The 17,248-nt window shown below is 58.3% G+C and carries 16 protein-coding genes; 7 read left to right on the plus strand and 9 right to left on the minus strand.

Annotation, left to right across the window (positions count from 1 at the left end; genetic code table 11):
- Nucleotides 1-16: 16 nt before the first annotated feature.
- The 3 genes from F8B91_RS10220 to F8B91_RS10230 all read right to left on the minus strand — a co-directional run bounded on the left by F8B91_RS10220 (nucleotide 17) and on the right by F8B91_RS10230 (nucleotide 3,456).
- Nucleotides 17-775, minus strand: coding sequence for an ATP-binding cassette domain-containing protein (locus F8B91_RS10220; protein WP_246715204.1), 759 nt, complete (start codon nucleotides 773-775; stop codon nucleotides 17-19).
- 119 nt (nucleotides 776-894) lie between these two features.
- Nucleotides 895-2,298, minus strand: a complete 1,404-nt coding sequence (locus F8B91_RS10225; RefSeq protein ID WP_432432040.1) for a sugar ABC transporter permease — start codon at nucleotides 2,296-2,298, stop codon at nucleotides 895-897.
- A gap of 108 nt (nucleotides 2,299-2,406) precedes the next feature.
- Complete coding sequence (locus tag F8B91_RS10230) at nucleotides 2,407-3,456, minus strand: substrate-binding domain-containing protein (protein WP_196503593.1); 1,050 nt, start codon at nucleotides 3,454-3,456, stop codon at nucleotides 2,407-2,409.
- Between the two features lie 221 nt (nucleotides 3,457-3,677).
- Between F8B91_RS10230 and F8B91_RS10235 the strand changes: the two genes are divergently transcribed.
- Nucleotides 3,678-4,895 (plus strand): ROK family protein, encoded by a 1,218-nt coding sequence (locus tag F8B91_RS10235; protein WP_196503594.1) that lies wholly within the window; start codon nucleotides 3,678-3,680, stop codon nucleotides 4,893-4,895.
- Here F8B91_RS10235 and F8B91_RS10240 read toward each other — a convergent pair.
- Nucleotides 4,892-5,779 (minus strand): LysR family transcriptional regulator, encoded by an 888-nt coding sequence (locus tag F8B91_RS10240; protein WP_196503595.1) that lies wholly within the window; start codon nucleotides 5,777-5,779, stop codon nucleotides 4,892-4,894. The genes F8B91_RS10235 and F8B91_RS10240 overlap by 4 nt on opposite strands.
- A gap of 96 nt (nucleotides 5,780-5,875) precedes the next feature.
- Between F8B91_RS10240 and F8B91_RS10245 the strand changes: the two genes are divergently transcribed.
- Entirely contained in the window at nucleotides 5,876-7,375 is a 1,500-nt protein-coding gene (locus F8B91_RS10245) for a CoA-acylating methylmalonate-semialdehyde dehydrogenase (RefSeq protein WP_196503596.1), read from the plus strand.
- A gap of 159 nt (nucleotides 7,376-7,534) precedes the next feature.
- Here the strand turns inward: F8B91_RS10245 and F8B91_RS10250 are convergent, their stop codons facing one another.
- Together F8B91_RS10250 and F8B91_RS10255 are read right to left on the minus strand one after the other, a co-directional pair.
- Nucleotides 7,535-8,188, minus strand: a complete 654-nt coding sequence (locus F8B91_RS10250) for a hypothetical protein (protein WP_196503597.1) — start codon at nucleotides 8,186-8,188, stop codon at nucleotides 7,535-7,537.
- A 636-nt stretch (nucleotides 8,189-8,824) separates the two neighbouring features.
- On the minus strand, nucleotides 8,825-9,937 hold the full coding sequence (locus tag F8B91_RS10255) for a 2'-deoxycytidine 5'-triphosphate deaminase (RefSeq protein WP_196503598.1): 1,113 nt from the start codon (nucleotides 9,935-9,937) through the stop codon (nucleotides 8,825-8,827).
- A gap of 164 nt (nucleotides 9,938-10,101) precedes the next feature.
- Here F8B91_RS10255 and F8B91_RS10260 point away from each other — a divergent pair, with 164 nt between their 5' ends.
- The 3 genes from F8B91_RS10260 to F8B91_RS10270 are packed head-to-tail and all read left to right on the plus strand — an operon-like array spanning nucleotide 10,102 to nucleotide 13,726.
- Nucleotides 10,102-11,073 carry an ABC transporter permease gene (locus F8B91_RS10260; protein WP_196503599.1) on the plus strand — a complete coding sequence of 324 codons (972 nt, stop codon included), beginning with the start codon at nucleotides 10,102-10,104 and terminating at the stop codon, nucleotides 11,071-11,073.
- On the plus strand, nucleotides 11,070-11,969 hold the full coding sequence (locus F8B91_RS10265; protein WP_196503600.1) for an ABC transporter permease: 900 nt from the start codon (nucleotides 11,070-11,072) through the stop codon (nucleotides 11,967-11,969). Before F8B91_RS10260 ends, F8B91_RS10265 begins: the two co-directional genes overlap by 4 nt.
- A complete protein-coding gene (locus F8B91_RS10270) occupies nucleotides 11,969-13,726 on the plus strand; it encodes an ABC transporter ATP-binding protein (protein ID WP_196503601.1) in 1,758 nt (585 codons plus the stop codon). Before F8B91_RS10265 ends, F8B91_RS10270 begins: the two co-directional genes overlap by 1 nt.
- A gap of 16 nt (nucleotides 13,727-13,742) precedes the next feature.
- On the opposite strand, the gene F8B91_RS10275 is transcribed toward F8B91_RS10270, so the two are convergent.
- Nucleotides 13,743-14,828, minus strand: coding sequence for a pyridoxal phosphate-dependent aminotransferase (locus tag F8B91_RS10275; protein ID WP_196503602.1), 1,086 nt, complete (start codon nucleotides 14,826-14,828; stop codon nucleotides 13,743-13,745).
- Nucleotides 14,829-14,958: 130 nt separating this feature from the next.
- Here F8B91_RS10275 and fba point away from each other — a divergent pair, with 130 nt between their 5' ends.
- Nucleotides 14,959-16,026: a class II fructose-bisphosphate aldolase gene (fba, locus tag F8B91_RS10280; protein ID WP_196503603.1), complete on the plus strand. Its 1,068-nt coding sequence runs from the start codon at nucleotides 14,959-14,961 to the stop codon at nucleotides 16,024-16,026.
- A gap of 26 nt (nucleotides 16,027-16,052) precedes the next feature.
- A complete protein-coding gene (locus F8B91_RS10285; RefSeq protein ID WP_196503604.1) occupies nucleotides 16,053-16,700 on the plus strand; it encodes a glutathione S-transferase family protein in 648 nt (215 codons plus the stop codon).
- 7 nt (nucleotides 16,701-16,707) lie between these two features.
- Here F8B91_RS10285 and F8B91_RS10290 read toward each other — a convergent pair whose 3' ends face one another.
- A complete protein-coding gene (locus F8B91_RS10290) occupies nucleotides 16,708-16,929 on the minus strand; it encodes a hypothetical protein (protein ID WP_196503605.1) in 222 nt (73 codons plus the stop codon).
- Complete coding sequence (locus tag F8B91_RS10295) at nucleotides 16,922-17,101, minus strand: hypothetical protein (protein ID WP_196503606.1); 180 nt, start codon at nucleotides 17,099-17,101, stop codon at nucleotides 16,922-16,924. Before F8B91_RS10295 ends, F8B91_RS10290 begins: the two co-directional genes overlap by 8 nt.
- Between the last annotated feature and the right edge of the window lie 147 nt (nucleotides 17,102-17,248).

A 17,248-nucleotide genomic window follows, 5' to 3' on the forward strand; every position in this document is an offset into this window, starting at 1 on the left:
CGCGAAAATCGCTTGTTTATGCAACGTCCTTCATCGCGCCGGGGCCTGGAATGGCACCCTTGGGGCATTTGCCCGCGATGATCATGCCCAGTACTTCGTCATGGGTGACGTCCTGCACGCGGGCGGAACCGACGACCTTGCCGTTCTTCATCACGGTCAAACGGTCTGCGAGGTCAAATACGTCATGCAGATCATGGCTGATCAGGAAGATGCCGATGCCATCCGCTTTCAGCTGCTTAATCAGCTCGCCCACTTGTGCCGTTTCCTGCGGGCCCAAGGCGGCCGTGGGTTCATCCATGATCAAGATGCGGGCATTGAAGTGGATGGCACGCGCGATGGCGACCGATTGGCGCTGGCCGCCGGAGAGTTTCGAAACCGGTTCCTTGAAGCGGCGGAAATTCGGGTTCAGGCGGTGCATCACCTGGCGGGTTTCGGATTCCATCGCGGCATCATCAAGCGTGCCAATCGCGGTGCGGAGTTCGCGGCCCAGATAGAGATTGGCGGCGGCATCCACATTGTCGGCCAGAGCCAGCGTCTGGTAGATGGTTTCGATGCCTTGGGCCTTGGCGTCACGCGGATTGTTGATGGTGACTTCCGCGCCATCGACCATGATCTGGCCCGCATCGCGCTTGTAGGCGCCCGACAGCACCTTGATCAAAGTGGATTTGCCAGCACCATTGTGGCCGAGCAAGCCTACGACTTCGCCGGGATAAAGATCAATCGAAGCGCGGTCGACGGCCTTGATGCCGCCGAATGCGATGGAAATCTCTTTCATCTCCACCAGCGGATTGCCTTTGGGGGCCGAGGCCGTCACCGCCACCTTGGCGGGTTTTGCGGCCTTCTTGGGCGACGCTTTGGATTTGGATTTGACTGCCTTTGCCATCACCGTTCTCCTCACTTCACCTTGTTGCGATAGATCTGGTCGAGCCAGACCGCGAGTACGAGCACGCCACCGACCACCATGTTCTGCGATGCGGCCGGCAGATTGAGCAGAGACATGCCGGACACGATGGATTGCATCATCAAGGCGCCGATCATCGCGCCATAGATGGTGCCAACACCACCGGCGAGGGATGTGCCGCCGATCACCGTGGCGGCGATCACATAAAGCTCATTGGTCAGGCCGAGCGCATTGGTCGCCGCGTTGAGGCGGGCTGATGAGATGATCGAGGACACGCCGACAAGGAAGCCCATCAGCGCGAAGGCCTTCACGGTGAGCCATTTGGTGTTGATGCCGGCCAGTTCGGCGGCTTCCGGATTGCCGCCCGTGGCATAGATGTAACGGCCAAAGCGGGTGCGGGTCGCGATGAAAGTCATCACCAGGCAGACCGCGATGGCGATCAGTGCGGGAAGTGAGAAGCCGGTATAGTGAATGAGGCCCTTCACGCAGTGGACGACTTGGTCTCCCGCCATGCAGATCGAGCTGCCGTCGCGATCCTCAACGCCGGGCGGAATGACCAGATTATGCGCCTTGGCATAATCTTCCATCACGCCGGGCGGCCAGGGATAGGAGTTCATCACCAAAGTGGTTCCAAGGATGGCGAGAGAACAGACGCCGACAATGAACAATTCAGCCCAGATGGGGCGCAGCGGGAATTTGAACTTGATGCGCTGCATGCGGCCGTTCCAAACGGCATAGGCAACAGCGACACAGCCGAGGATGCCGAGCAGCCAGCTCCAGAACGGCCCAAGCCAGCTGGCCTGGATGCCGCCGCCAAACACTTCGAAACGCTGATCCATCGGGGCCACGGTTTCACCCTTGGCCAGAAGGAAAGCGATGCCGCTATAAGCAATCAGGCCGCCCAGTGTGACGATGAAGGCCGGGATTTTGGCATAGGAGACGAGGAAGCCGTTGAAGGCACCAATCAAAGTGCCAAGACCCAAACAGGCGATCACGCCCAATGCCCAGATGATCGGATGATCCACGCCCAGGACGGGTGCGAGTTGGTAAACCTGCAGCACGGCGGTGGCGACCGCGATCAGGCTGAGCATCGAACCTACTGACAGATCGATCTGGCGCATGACGATCAAGAGCACCATGCCGGTTGACATGACGGCGATGGAAGAGGTTTGGACGAGCAGCGTCCACAAATTACGCGGGGTGAGGAAGGCGCCGCCGAGCAGGCCATCGTCAGCTGATTTGAGGCCGCTCCAGACGTCGAAAATGCACCAGACCATGATCAGCGCCGCGATCATGCCCAGCATGCGCGTGTCGATCTCGGTGGCCCGGAAAAACCGCGCTATGGTGCCTTCCCGTTCCGTGGCGGGGGATTGTGATGTTGACGTCGTGGACACGATTTGCCTCCAAACCCGTTGTCGGCCGTTGCCCGGCTCTATTCTATCATGTGAGAAACTGCGCCATCCGGTTTAACGGATGGCGCAGCGTGTTTTCAGTTCAGCAAGTGATTACTTGCAAGCGGCAACGTCGGCCTGGGCGCCAGCGCAAGCGGCGGCCTTGTCGATCCAGCCGGCCTTGATCACGTCATCAAGGTTGGCCTTGGTGATTGGATCTGGAGCCAGAAGGATGGAGTTCATTTCAACCTTCTTCTTGCCGTCCTTGAACTTGGCAACGCCTGGCAGCTTGTCGATGGCGGTGCCATCAGCCATGGCGACGGCAGCTTCAGCAGCAGCCTTGCCGAGAGCGCGCGAGTCCTTCCAAACCGAAACGGTCTGGGTGCCCTGGGCGACGCGGTTCAGAGCGGCCTTGTCACCGTCCTGGCCCGACACCGGAACCTTGCCAGCAAGGCCTTGGGCCTTGAGAGCAGCCACAACGCCAGAGGCCATGCCGTCATTTTCAGACACAACAGCGTCAACCTTGTTCTTGGTCGAGGTCAGGCACTGTTCCATGTTCTTCTGGGCGTTGTCTGGCTTCCAACCATCGGTGAAGGTTTCGCAGACATTCTTGATCTTGCCAGCGTCCATGGCTGGCTTCAGAACTTCCATCTGGCCCATGAACAAGAAGGTGGCGTTTGGATCGCCCTTGTCGCCCTTGATGAAGGCATAGTTGCCTTCCGGCTTGGCTTTCAGGATTTCCTTGGCCATCAAACGGCCCACACCGACGTTGTCGAAGGTGATGTAGAGGGCGTTCGGATCTTCGAATTGCACGTCATAGGCAATCGACTTGATGCCAGCATCGGTGATCTTCTTGATCGAGGGCAGGATGGCGTCCGAGTCGAAAGCAACGATCATGATCACGTCAGGCTTCTGGGCGATCAGGGCTTCGATGTCAGCAGCCTGCTTCTGGGCAGAGCCCTGAGCGTCGGCAGTGATGTACTTGTCGCCAGCAGCTTCAACCACGGCCTTGATGGCAGCGTCGTCAGTCTTCCAGCGTTCTTCCTGGAAGGTCTTCCACGACACGGCGATGGTCTTACCCTTGGCCATGGCAACGTTTGCCATGCCACCCATTGCGGTGGCGAGCAGAGCGCCAGCCACAACGGCTTTCACAATATTCTTCATCTGGATGTTTCCTCCTGTTGGTATCCAAAATCGACTTACACTCCCGCGAGAGAGCGTAACTCCTTTGCACGGCTTTCACGTTGATGATTGCAGTACAAATTCCTCCACGAAATCTTGTCCTGATATGTATTTGTCGGACAATTTATTTCGATACTCAAAATAATCTTGCATGGGTCTGGAGATTGAGTCAACGTGATTTTGGGAGTGGCCACATTAACAAGATGACAAAGAAGGCCGACAGCGATCTTGTGCGCCGCCAAAACCGTCATCTGGTGCTGGAGGCGTTGCGCTTTGCGGGCAAAGCCCCGCGCATCGAGCTGGGCCGGCTGACTGGATTATCGCTGGCCACGATTACCTCGATCACCACGCAACTTCTGAATGAAAAACTGTTGGTCGAAGATTCAGACAGCGGGCAAGTGCCGTTCAAACGCGGGCGGCCGAGTGTTGACCTGCGGCTTAATCCGGAAGCCGCACTCGTCATGGCGATGAAAATCTCCATCGACAAGTTTGAGCTGGCGCTCACCGGCTATTCCGGAAACCGCGTGGCGCATGAGATCAGGACTGAACCGACTTATAATCTGCCTGCCGATGAAGCGGCGCGCCGTGCCTCGCGATTCATCCTGGATTTTCTCAAGGCGCAGAATCTGGAGCCTGCACGCATTCACAAGATCGGCATTGCGGTTCAGGGTGCGGTGGAATCCGGCATCGGCCATTTGATGTGGAGCCCGGCCTTCAAGGCGCAGGACATTCCACTGGTCGAGCCGATCAAGCGGCTGACAGGCATTACCTGCGAGCTGGCCAATGACGCCAACATGATTGCCGAAGGGCTGATGGCGCGCGAGCACTACCAGTACAAGGGCACGACGGCGGTGATCTTCACTGGTTACGGCGTGGGCATGGGGCTGGTGATTGACGGCAAGACCTATCATGGTGCCACGGGAGCGGCCGCTGAATTCGGCCATATGAATCACATCCCCCATGGCGCGCTGTGCCGCTGCGGGCGGGCGGGCTGCCTTGAAGCCTATGCATCCGACTATGGCATCTTGCGCCATGCCGAGGGCTTGCCCGACAGCGTGCCGCCGCCGCTCAACGCTGTTGAGCCCAGCGTGATGGCGGCGCTGGAAACAGCGGCGCGGCGCGGCGACAAGAATGCGCTGGGGGCCTATCAAAACGCCGGCGAGGCCATTGGCTATGGCCTGGCGCGGATGATCGCCATCCTGAACCCGGACCGGATCATGATCAGCGGCCCTGGCCTCAAGGCGTTTGACCTGATCGAGCCTTCAATCATGACAGCGATTGCCGAAGGTGTGGTTCCAGCACTGCGCAGCAAGCTGAAGATCGAGACGATGCCGATGGATCACGACATGATCATGAGCGGTACGCTGGACAAGCTGCTGCATGAGCTGGACCGGGAGGTTTTCTCGCGGGCGGATCACTAAGACCGCAAAAACTCCGCCTTCGCCCGCCTCGCCTGCTCGGCCACATAATCGTGCACTGCTGCCACGCGGGCGGTGCGGTGGGTATCGGGGTGGCTCATCAGCCAGTAGGTTCGGGTGAAGCGCGTCTGCGGCAACAGGCGCGTGAGTTCTGGAAATTGCACCGCAGCGTAGTCGTGCAGGATGCCGATGCCGTGGCCGGCGCGCACCGCTTCCATCTGGGCCACCACACTGCCGCACTCATAATGGCGCTTCATGCGCTGGCCGAGTTCCGCCGCATAATCCAGCGCGCGGCTGTAGACGAAATCTTCGACATGGGTGATGAACAGGCGGCCATCGAGGTCGTCAATCGCTTTGATATTTCCGTGGTTTTGCAAATATGATTTCGAGGCATAGATGCTGAGTGAATAATCGGTGAGCTTGGTGATGATCAGGCGGCCCTGCTTCGGGCGGTCCAGCGTCACCACGATATCGGCTTCACGGCGCGAGAGGGAGAATGTGCGCGGCAGCGGCACCAGCTGGATCGTCAGGTCCGGGTGCTGGTTGGCCAAGGCGCCCAGTTTGCGGGCGAGGAAATAATTGCCCAGACCATCGGGTGCGCCGATGCGCACCACGCCGGAGATTTCAGCACGGGCACCGGAAATCTCGGAGCCGACCTGCAGCACTTCGGATTCCACACGCTCGGCGGATTTGAACAAGGCTTCTCCAGCGGGCGTAAGCGTGCAGCCCTGCGTCTGCCGTTCCACCAGCTTGGCGCCTAAATCTTCTTCCAAAGCCGTAAGCTGGCGGCCCACCGTGGCGTGGTTCAGGCCCAGTTGCTGGGCCGCGCCCAGGATCTGCCCGGCGCGGGCCACAGCGAGGAAAATGCGGATGCGATCCCAGTCCATGAGATGACTTTAATTTCTGCACATCAAAAATGCAAATGTTCATCTTGCTGTGCAAATCACATGCGCGCATAGAGGCGGCATCATCAGGAGGAAAACATGGCCAAGACCATTCAGCATTATATCGGCGGCGCGTTTGTGGACGGAAAGTCTGGCCGCAAGAGCCCCGTCTTCAATCCAGCCACCGGCGAACAGTCCGGCGAGCTTATTCTGGCCAACACCGCCCAGGTGGGCGAGGCCGTGGCCGCTGCCAAGAAGGCCGCACCCGATTGGGCCAATACAACCCCGCTGCGCCGGGCGCGCATCCTCAACAAGTTCCTGCGCATCCTGGAAGAGCGCACGGTGGAACTGGCCACAGTGATTTCCGAAGAACATGGCAAGGTGGTTTCCGACGCCATCGGCGAAGTGCAGCGTGGCATGGAAGTGGTGGAATTCGCCACCGGCGCCCCTCAGCTTTTGAAGAGCGAATTCACCGAGAATGTCGGCACGCGCGTTGACTCTTATGCCATGCGCCAGCCGCTCGGCGTTGTCGCTGGCATTACCCCGTTCAACTTCCCGGCCATGGTGCCGATGTGGATGTTTCCGATCGCACTCGCTGCTGGCAACACTTTCATCCTGAAGCCTTCCGAGCGTGATCCTTCCGCCTCACTGCTGTTGGCCAAGTGGCTGGAAGAAGCCGGTCTCCCGAAGGGCGTGTTCAACGTCGTTCACGGCGACAAGGAAGCCGTGGATGCGATCCTCAACCATCCCGATATTTCGGCTGTGTCCTTCGTCGGCTCCACGCCGATTGCCCGCTACATCTATGAAACAGGTACGCGCAACGGCAAGCGCGTGCAGGCTTTGGGCGGTGCCAAGAACCACATGATCATCATGCCGGATGCCGACATGGACCAGGCCGTCGATGCCCTGATGGGTGCCGCCTATGGTTCGGCTGGCGAGCGCTGCATGGCAATCTCGGTTGCCGTGCCCGTCGGCAAGAAGACCGCCGACACGCTGATCGCCAAGCTGGAGCCGAAGATCCGCGCGCTGAAAGTTGGCCCCGGCACCGACAAGGAGGCCGAGATGGGCCCGCTGGTCACCAAGCAGCATTTCGACAAGGTGACGGGCTACATCAATGAGGGCGAAAAAGAAGGCGCCAAGCTGGTCGTCGACGGCCGCGGCCTCAAGCTGCAGGGTTATGAAGGTGGTTATTTCGTCGGCGGCTCGCTGTTCGACAATGTGACGACCGACATGAAAATCTACAAGGAAGAGATTTTCGGCCCCGTGCTCTCGGTGGTGCGCGTCGAGGATTACGGCACCGCCGCCAAGATGATCAACGATCATGAATATGGCAATGGCACCGCGATCTTCACCCGTGACGGTGATGCGGCGCGCGAATTCGCGCACCAGATCCAGGTGGGCATGGTGGGCATCAATGTGCCGATCCCGGTGCCGATGGCGTTCCACTCTTTCGGCGGCTGGAAAGCCTCGCTGTTCGGCGACCATCACATGCACGGCCCGGAAGGCCTGCGGTTCTATACCAAGCTGAAGACCGTGACCTCACGCTGGCCCACGGGTATCCGTGCGGGTGCGGAGTTTGTGATGCCGGTGATGAAGTAAGAGTCGAGGTCTTACCCAATATCTCTCCATGGGCGGGCTTGACCCGCCCATCTCTTTTTCATCTCTCTTCTATTCCTTCGTCACCGCGGCGAAAACCGAGATCCCGCTTCAACCTCCGCCAGAAGATATCAGTCGATCATCAAGGTCCTATCGTTCAAGTTAACTAGGTTTTCGAACTGCGTGAAATATCAGGGCAACCGCTTCAGGAATGTCGTTCAAATTTCTAACTTTGAAACGAGTGTTTCCACGATCATTCTTGATCTCTAGTTTTGAAACGTTGGCGAAGTGTCCCACGGTTCCCCTAACCGTTATCGAAAGCTCGTCGATCTGCGGTTGGACAATGACGTACCAAAAATTATCTGGTGTCTCGCTGAAATTTCTTGATTGCCCCCTCTTAAGGTTTCCTGGAGAGCGAGAACGTACTTCCTTCAAAAGCGCGAGCGCCGTTTCATGCATTTTCTGAGACATTTCTTTTTTGGTAAGGTCTAGAAACGCCCTGTCTCCTGGGCCGAGTAACGCAGTCTCAGCATTGATCTCTCTAGGCTTCGTCACTGGGCGACCGGTCAAACTTTCTGATAAAAACCCGATCGTTCGAGACGATGTACCAACGTTGGTTGGAACTACGTTCTCAGCTTCAAATTGGAGCTGCCTCGTTTTGGATTCGAAAGAACAAGATTTGAATAGAATAGCGCTGGTTGCGCCAATCGAATTTTGCGCCTTTCCAAAATGGGCCATTTGATGCGGCGGAAGCTCAAACAACCAAATACCAGCAGAAAGCTCTTCTACGTCGCTTAGTGTCATAAGTAGGCCCATCTGATACTCCTGTGCAGCTATCTGTAGATGTTTCTGTACAGCTAGCTGAGCAGATAGCTGAAGTCAAGCGAGGAATTGCTATTGACAATTTCCCAATATAGGACTATATGCCTCTTCGCACTGAACCTGAAAGGAGGGAACAATGTGCACCGTGTTCCCATATTGCCGGATCAGTGTGCAGCGCCTGCTGGTGGTGATCCACACACTCATCGCGACCGGGAGCTTCGTCGGTAGACCTCGGGCACTAAGACCCAAGCGCCTTCAATGGCTAACCAATATTGCCGCCGAATTTAAAATCGCTGCGTTCCCCACCCGGGCTTTGGCCCTTGTCTTCTCTTCACAGAATTCTGCATCGGGCCAGAGCCTGGCGGGAGCATTCCCTCCTGCTCACACGACTGGGAAAGCGGGGCTCATTTGAGATGAGCTCCGCTTTCTTCCCTTCCGCTCCATGTGATGTGGGGCGAACAAGGGTGGACTCGCGTCTTGTTGCGAAGAGCCCTCATCCGCCTTCGGCACCTTCTCCCATTTCGCTTCGCTCAACGGGCGAAGGCGATCATCTCAAGCTTTGCAGCGCGCCGCCTTCGCCCGTCGCGTCAGCGATGGGAGAAGGTGCCGACAGGCGGATGAGGGCTCTTTCTAATGCGTGCCGACGATATACGGCTTGAAGTGCTTCGACAGCTTCAGGCCCTGCTTCTGGTAGTTCGAACCCAGCCCACCGCCATAGACGACTTCTGGGGCTGCGGTCAGCGGTTCGTAGACCAACCTTCCGATGATCTGGGCGTCCTCCAGAATGAACGGCACTTCGTGGCTGCGCACTTCCAGCACGGCTCTTGCGCCTTCGCCGTGGCCGCTCGCGTGGCCGAAGCCGGGGTCGAAGAAGCCGGCGTAGTGGACGCGGAATTCGCCGACGAGCGGGTTGTAGGGAACCATTTCGGCGGCGTGGGTGGGCGGGATTCTGACCGCCTCGCGGCTGGCCAGGATGTAGAACTGGTCGGGGTCTAGGATGAGCGAGGCTTTTTGCCAGATGGGTTCCCAGTAATCGAGGACCTCCAACGCGGCCTTCTTGTCGACATCCACCAGCGCCGAATGGCGCTTGGCGCGGAAGCCGATGGGTTCGTTCTGTTTGATGCCGGAGAGATCAACACTCAGCGCCAGGCCGCCATCGATGTTCACTTCGCCTTCGGTGATCAGCGGTTCCTTATTATGCAGTGCACGGATCAAATCATCAGTGGCGAGCGAGGCGCCGCTGCGGAAACGGATTTGCGACAGGCGGGAGCCTTGGCGTGCAAGGATTGGGAACGTGCGCGGGCTGATCTCGGCATAGAGCGGGCCTTCGTAGCCTTCGGCCACTTTGTCGAATTCCTGCGCATAATCGGTGATCACGCGCGTAAAGATGTCGAGGCGGCCGGTGGAGCTTTTCGGATTGGCGGCGGCGGAAATGCCCTTGGGCAGTTTCAGGCTTTCCAGCAGCGGCACGATATAGACGCAGCCGGTTTCCAGCACCGTGCCGCCCGCCAAATCCATTTCATGCAGCACAAGACCCTTGAGGCGCTCGGCCACCGTTTGCTTCGGGCCGGGCAAGAATGACGCGCGCACGCGGTAAGCTGTTGGGCCGAGGCGCAAATCGAGGCTGGCGGGCTGCACCTGATCAGCATCCGCTTTATGCGCCAGTTTGATTATGCCTTGATCACACAATGTGCTGATTGCTGCGGCAGGCAGGATGCCGGGCTTCAAAAGATTTTCGTTCATGTCGCTCTTTTGGCGGAATCAGACCCTGACGTGCAAGACCGCTGCCGCCGGGTGGATAACTTTTTTAACCAATGCGAATTTTTTGTGACAGACTAAAAATCGTCTGATAGCGTCAAAACCAATCAGGCTGGGGCTTAACAAGTAACGAGGGGGTGGGCGCAGCGATGCATCCAGTTTTACGCACCGTATTGCAGAGGCTTGGCCTGGGTTTGATCACCCTGTTTGCCGTCTCTATCATCATCTTCTCGTCCCTGCAGATGCTGCCGGGCGGTTATGCCCAGAACATTCTAGGCCAGGGTGCCACACCTGAACTGGTTGCGAATTTCAACCATCAGCTTGGCCTCGACCGGCCGGCTTACGTCCGTTACTTCGAATGGATCGGCAATGCTGTGCAGGGCGATTTCGGCAACAGCTATTCCGGCACAACGGGCACGATCAAGCGCAGCGTTTCTGCGATTATCGCCCCGCGTCTCTATAATACATTCTTCCTGGCCAGCATGGCCGCCGTGTTCGCGGTGCCTTTGGCGCTGCTGCTGGGCGTGCTGGCGGCGCTGTACCGCAACACCTGGTACGACCGCATTGTGAACTCCGTGACGCTGACCACGATTGCCACGCCGGAATTCTTCATCGCCTATCTGCTGATGTTTGCTTTCGCGCTGAAGCTGCGCTGGTTCCCGACATTGTCGATGATCAATTCATCGACCACGTTCAGCGAGCATCTCTACAAGGCGGCGCTGCCCGCCATCACCATGACACTGGTGATCATCGCCCACATGATGCGCATGACGCGCGCTTCGATCATCAACCTGCTGTCCAGCCCTTATATTGAAATGGCCCAGCTCAAAGGTGTGTCGAAGATGCAGGTCATCCTGCGCCACGCTCTCCCTAACGCTTGGGCGCCGATTGCCACGGTTATCGCCTTCAACCTCGCTTACCTGGTGGTGGGCGTGGTGGTGGTGGAAGTGGTTTATGTCTATCCCGGCATCGGGCAAATGATGGTGGACGGCGTGTCCAGCCGTGACATGCCCGTCGTGCAGGCCTGCGCTTTGATCTTCGCTGCCACTTACATCACGCTCAACCTTCTGGCTGACGTTGTGGCCATCATCACAAATCCAAGATTGTTGCACCCGAAATGACAAGCACCTCAGCACCCGCCCCGTTACGCGATATCAAAGCGCGCCGGACTTTTACCCAGAACGTCATTCGCACGCTGAAGACCGCGCCGCTTTCGGCCTGGTTCGGGATGATCGTCATCCTGATCTATGCGCTGGTTGCGATCTTCGCCCCGCTGCTGGCGCCTTATGGCGAAGCGCAGGTGATCGGCAAAGCCTATCTGCCATCGAGCGAACTCAGCATCCTGGGCACCGACCAGATCGGCCGAGATATTTTCTCGCGCCTGATTTACGGTGCGCGCAACACGATCGGCATCGCGCTGATCACCACGCTGTTCTCGTTCTTTGTCGGCGGCACGCTGGGCATTCTGGCTGCATTGCTGCGCGGCTGGTTCGACCAGGGCGTATCGCGCGTGGTTGATGCCTTCCTGGCCATTCCGGTTTTGATTTTCGCTTTGATGATGCTGGCTGTTCTGGGCAAGAGCGTTGTCAACCTGGTGATCATCCTGGCGCTGCTCGACTCGACCCGCGTGTTCCGTCTGGCGCGTGCCGTGGCGTTGAACTCGGCGGTGATGGATTATGTGGAATCGGCCAGGCTGCGTGGTGAACGCACGCCGTGGATCGTGTTCCGCGAAATCCTGCCGAATATCCTGCCGCCGCTGATCACTGAATTTGGTCTGCGCTTCTGCTTCGTGTTCCTCACCATCGCCGCACTCTCGTTCCTCGGCGTCGGCGTTCAGCCGCCCACGGCGGATTGGGGCTCGATGGTGGCCGAGAACAAGACTCTCATCAATTATCCAGCGCAAGCCTTCCCCTACATCCGTGTGCCCTTCTATCCAGCCAGTGCCATTGCCCTGCTGACTGTTGCGGTGAACTTCGTGGTGGATTGGTTCCTGCACAAAACTTCGGGGCTCAAGTAATGGCAACTGATAGCAAGCGCGTAAAAGGTGATGCCCTTCTGCAAATGACGGGCATCAAGATCGAAGGCAAAAGCGACGACAAGTGGAACCCCATCGTCAAGGGCGTGGACCTCACGCTCAAGCGCGGTGAGGTGCTGGGCCTGATCGGTGAATCGGGTGCCGGCAAATCCACCCTCGGTCTCGCCGCCATGGGCTTTGCGCGGCCCGGCTGCCGCATCAGCGCGGGCAGCATCATGTTTGACGGCATTGACCTCGTAAATGCTCCGGAAGAGCAGAAGCGCGGCCTTTGGGGTTCCCGCATTGCTTATGTTGCGCAGAGCGCTGCGGCCTCGTTCAACCCGGCTCATCATCTGATCGACCAAACGATTGAAACCGCCTTGGCGCATGACGTCATGTCCAAGGAAAAGGCTGAGAGCGATGCGCGCGACCTTTATGGACGCTTGCGCCTGCCCAACCCGGACACAATCGGCGAACGTTATCCGCACCAGGTCTCCGGTGGCCAGCTGCAGCGCGCGATGACGGCGATGGCCATGTCATGCCGGCCTGATTTGATTATTTTCGACGAACCGACCACGGCGCTTGACGTGACCACGCAGGTGGAAGTGCTGGCGGCGATGCGCGACATCGTTGAACAGTTCAACACCGCTGCCATCTACATCACCCACGATCTCGCTGTTGTGGCCCAGATGGCGCACCGGATCATGGTGCTGCGCTATGGCAACCTGGTCGAAGAATCCGACACGCGCTCCATGCTGAAAAGCCCGAAGGAGGACTATACCAAGTCGCTCTGGGCGGTGCGCAGCCTGGTAAAGAAAGAATCCCCCAGCGAAGACATCGTGCTGGAGTTGAAGAATGTTGATGCCTCCTATGGCGGCGGCAACAAGGTTCTCGACAATGTCTCGATCAAGATTCCGCGCGGCCGCACTGTGGCCGTGGTGGGTGAATCGGGCTCAGGCAAATCGACCACGGCACGCGCCATCACTGGGCTTCTGCCGCCCACCAAGGGCGAAGTGCTGTTCAATGGCAAACCATTGCCGCCGAACTTGAAAGACCGCGACCGCGACACGCTGCGCCGCATCCAGATGATCTATCAGTCGGCTGATACGGCGCTCAATCCGCGCCAGCGGGTGCGTGACATCATTGGCCGCCCGATTGAATTCTATCTGGGCCTGAAGGGTGCTGCTCGCGACCGCAAGGTGGTGGAGCTGCTGGAATCGATCGAACTCAACGAAAGCTTCATCGACCGCTTCCCGTCTGAAATGTCGGGCGGACAGAAGCAGCGCATTTCCATCGCGCGTGCGCTGGCGGCTGAACCTGAAGTGATCATCTGCGATGAAGTGACTTCAGCGCTTGACCAGATCGTGCAGGAAGAAATCCTGCAGCTGCTGATGCGGCTGCAGAAGGAAACCAATGTCACCTATATGTTCATCACCCATGACATCGCCACCGTGCGTGCCATCTCGGATGAGATCGTGGTGATGAACAAGGGCCAGGTGGTGCAGCAGGGCCTCAAGACCAAGGTTTTGAACCCGCCCTACCCGGCTTACACCGAGCTTCTGCTCTCATCGGTGCCGCAGATGGACCCGGATTGGCTAACGGGGCTTCTGGCCCGCCGCAGCCAGCCTGCGTCCAAGGCTGCGCCGTTGCCAGTCGCGGTGGCTGAACCGGTTGCGGCCAAGCCCGCCGCCAAAGCTGTAGTGGCGAAGGCGCCGGTGAAAGCCAAGGCTGCTAACAAGGCCAAGCCGAAGAAGAAGTAAGCGCTTCGGCGCCGAACTAGACGAGTTTGGAAAGAGCGGCTTCGAGCAGATCGAGCTGCTCTTTTTTTCCGGCAGAAATGCGGATGCAGCGGTTGAGCGGGGCCACGCCGGGCATCCGCACGAAGACGCCGTGTTGAAGCAGGCTATCAACAAGTGACTTGGCGTAAGCGCCATCCTTGCCGCAATCTACGGCGACGAAATTGGTGGCGGAGCGAATGGGCGCAAAATTATGCGCGCGGGCGATGCTGTAAATGCGTTCGCGCGCGGCGCTCACTTCGGTGACGACATGCTGCAGCCAGGCCTGATCCTTCAACGCGACAAGGCCTGCCACCTGAGACAGGCGCGTCATGCCGAAATGATTGCGGATTTTGTCGAAGGCCTTGATGGTTTCGGCTTCGCCGATGACATAGCCGACGCGCATTCCGGCGAGGCCGTAGGCTTTCGAAAATGTACGGAAGCGCAGGACGTTTTTGCGCGTAACATCCAGCGGCGGCTGCGTGCCGGGCGGTGCGAATTCGGTATAGGCTTCGTCCAGCATCAGCATGGTGGTTTCGGGCAGCGCGTCGATGAAGCGCTGCACATTGGCTGCTGGCCACACCGTGCCCATCGGGTTGTCAGGATTGGCGAGGTAGACGACACGCGCGTTTTCGCGCTTCACGAGATCAAGCAGTGAAGCTGGATCTTCGCGATCCTCCACATAAGGCGTGGTGACCAGCCGCCCGCCAAAACCCGCAGCGTGAAAATTGAAGGTTGGATAAGCGCCCAGCGAGGTGGCCACCGTCACACCCGGTTCCACGAACAGGCGCAGTGCATAGCCGAACAGGCCATCGATGCCCTCGCCCACGCAGATGTTTTCCGGTGCCACGCCCAGATGCGCGGCCAGTGCCTGCTTCAGGTCATGGTTTTCCGGGTCGCCATATTTCCACACATCGGCCACATGATCCTGCATCGCCTGGATCACAGAAGGTGCGGGGCCAAACACATTCTCATTGGCGCCGATGCGGGCCTGGATGGCAGCGCCACTGCGCCGCTCCAGCGTTTCGGGACCGACAAAAGGCACGGACGAAGGCAGCGATGCGATGAGCGGGGTGAATTCAGACATGGGCCTTCTGTTAGCATTTTTGCAGCCTGCCTCCAGCCCCCGTCACATTTTGATGTACGCCCCTCATTTTGCTTGTCTGGCCGCCTGAACTCCTTTAAGGCACGCCCGAAAAGCCCATCAGGAGGAATACATGGCCCGCATTACCCTTCGCCAATTGCTCGATCACGCCGCTGAGCACAGCTATGGCGTTCCGGCATTCAACATCAACAACATGGAACAGGCTTTGGCCATCATGACCGCCGCCAGCGCCACCGACTCGCCGGTGATCCTGCAGGCCTCGCGCGGTGCGCGCTCTTACGCCAATGACATCATGCTGCGCCACATGATGGACGCCGTGACCGAAATCTATCCGAACATTCCGGTCTGCGTGCATCTCGATCACGGCAATGAAGCCGGCACCTGCGTGACCGCCATGCAATCGGGCTTCACCTCGGTAATGATGGACGGCTCGCTCAAGGCCGACGGCAAGACGCCGGGCGATTGGGATTACAATGTGGGCGTGACCCGCGATGTGGTTCACATGGCGCATGCCGGTGGCGTTTCGGTTGAAGGCGAACTCGGCGTGCTGGGTTCGCTCGAAACCGGCATGGGCGACAAGGAAGACGGCCATGGCGCCGAAGGCAAGCTCAGCCACGACCAGTTGCTGACCAACCCAGATGAAGCGGTGAAATTCGTCAAGGAAACCGATGTGGACGCTCTGGCGATTGCCATGGGCACCTCTCATGGCGCCTACAAGTTCACCCGCAAGCCGGACGGCGAAGTGCTGGCGATGAATGTGATTGAAGAAATCCACAAGAAGCTGCCAAACACCCATCTGGTGATGCATGGTTCGTCCTCGGTGCCAGAAGACCTGCAGGAAATCATCAACAAGTTTGGCGGCAAGATGAAGCCGACCTGGGGTGTGCCGGTTTCGGAAATCCAGCGCGGCATCAAGCATGGCGTGCGCAAGATCAATATCGACACCGACAACCGCATGGCGATGACCGGTGCCATCCGCAAGATTCTGTTTGAAGACACCAGCGAATTCGACCCGCGCAAATATCTGAAGCCAGCGATGGAAGCGATGACCAAGCTGTGCACGGCGCGCTTCAATGAATTCGGCACCGCCGGCAATGCCAGCAAGATCAAAAAAGTGATCCCGCTGGCCGAAATGGCCAAGATGTACAAGGACGGCAAGCTCAAGCAGAAGTTTGCCTGAAGCCACTCTGGCGAAGAGGTGATTGCATGAGCAAAATTCTCTACTTCTCCAGAAATCCAAATCCACGGCTGGCCGTGGCGGTTGCAAGATATTTGCAAGCGCCGGTCAGCCTGGAATTTGCTTCAACCTTTGCGCCTGCGCATGAAGCCAAATTCAAGGCGCTAAACCCGACGCAGCTGTTGCCCATTCTCGTTGAGGATGGGCATTCTTTATGGGAGGCGGATGCGATTGCGTGCCGGCTTTCCATGATGGTGGGTTCCAATTTCTGGCGCATGGATGCAGAGACGCCAGAGATGATCCGCTGGATCAGCTGGGCCAAGGCCAATTTTGTCTGGGCCTGCGACATCGTGCATTTCGAGTTCGGTACAAAGCAGCGCTACGGCTTCGGCCCCGTCGAGCATGACAAAGTGAAGGAAGGCGAAGCGCTTTTCCACAAGGCGGCCCGCATCCTTGATGATCACCTGAAGAACCGTGAATGGCTGATGGACAGCGGCATCAGTTATGCCGATTTCCGCATGGCCACGTTCCTGCCCTTCAATGATGTGGCCGGGTTGCCACTCGCCGACTATCCCAATCTGTCGCGGTGGAATGATGGCTTGATGCGGCTGCCAGGTTGGGCCGATCCGTTTGAGGGCTTGCAGGCACCAGAATTGCACCCGGTGCCCAAGCGCTGAGGCGCGATTATTCCGAGCGCGCCAGTTCCTTGATATTGCCGCGCGGCTTGCCGGACATTTCGGCGATCTTGCGGTCCTGGTTCATGATCTCGGTGCGGGCGTGGTCTTCGATTTCATCTTTCGACAGGCCAACCGCATTGATCTTGCGGCGTGAGCTTTTGGTGCCGTCTTCATAGACAACATCGAACATCACGAAGACATCTTCCTGCTTTTTTTCTTTCTTAGCCATTCTGAATATCCTTTTCGGTATCGGCCGCTTGCGGCACTGTTTCGGCCTCGTCCGGCTCGTGTTTGCGCTGCGTCGATTTCTCGTCGCGCTTCATCTGCTTTTCACGCGCCTTGCGCTGCTTGGCCACTTCGCGGCTGCGCCGCTCCTGGCCGTAATTCGGCGGAAATGCCATGGCTTGATCCCTTCTGTTTCCGGTTCACAAGGCGACATGCCCCTGCCTTGACTGCGGAACGCAGCCTCTCAACCCTTAAGTGAAAGTGGATCGAATGAGCGGGGGTCTAGACCTGAGCCAGAGGTAAGTCCAGCCCCCGTGCTTTTC

The organism is Aestuariivirga litoralis (assembly GCF_015714715.1).
GTDB lineage: Bacteria > Pseudomonadota > Alphaproteobacteria > Rhizobiales > Aestuariivirgaceae > Aestuariivirga > Aestuariivirga litoralis_A.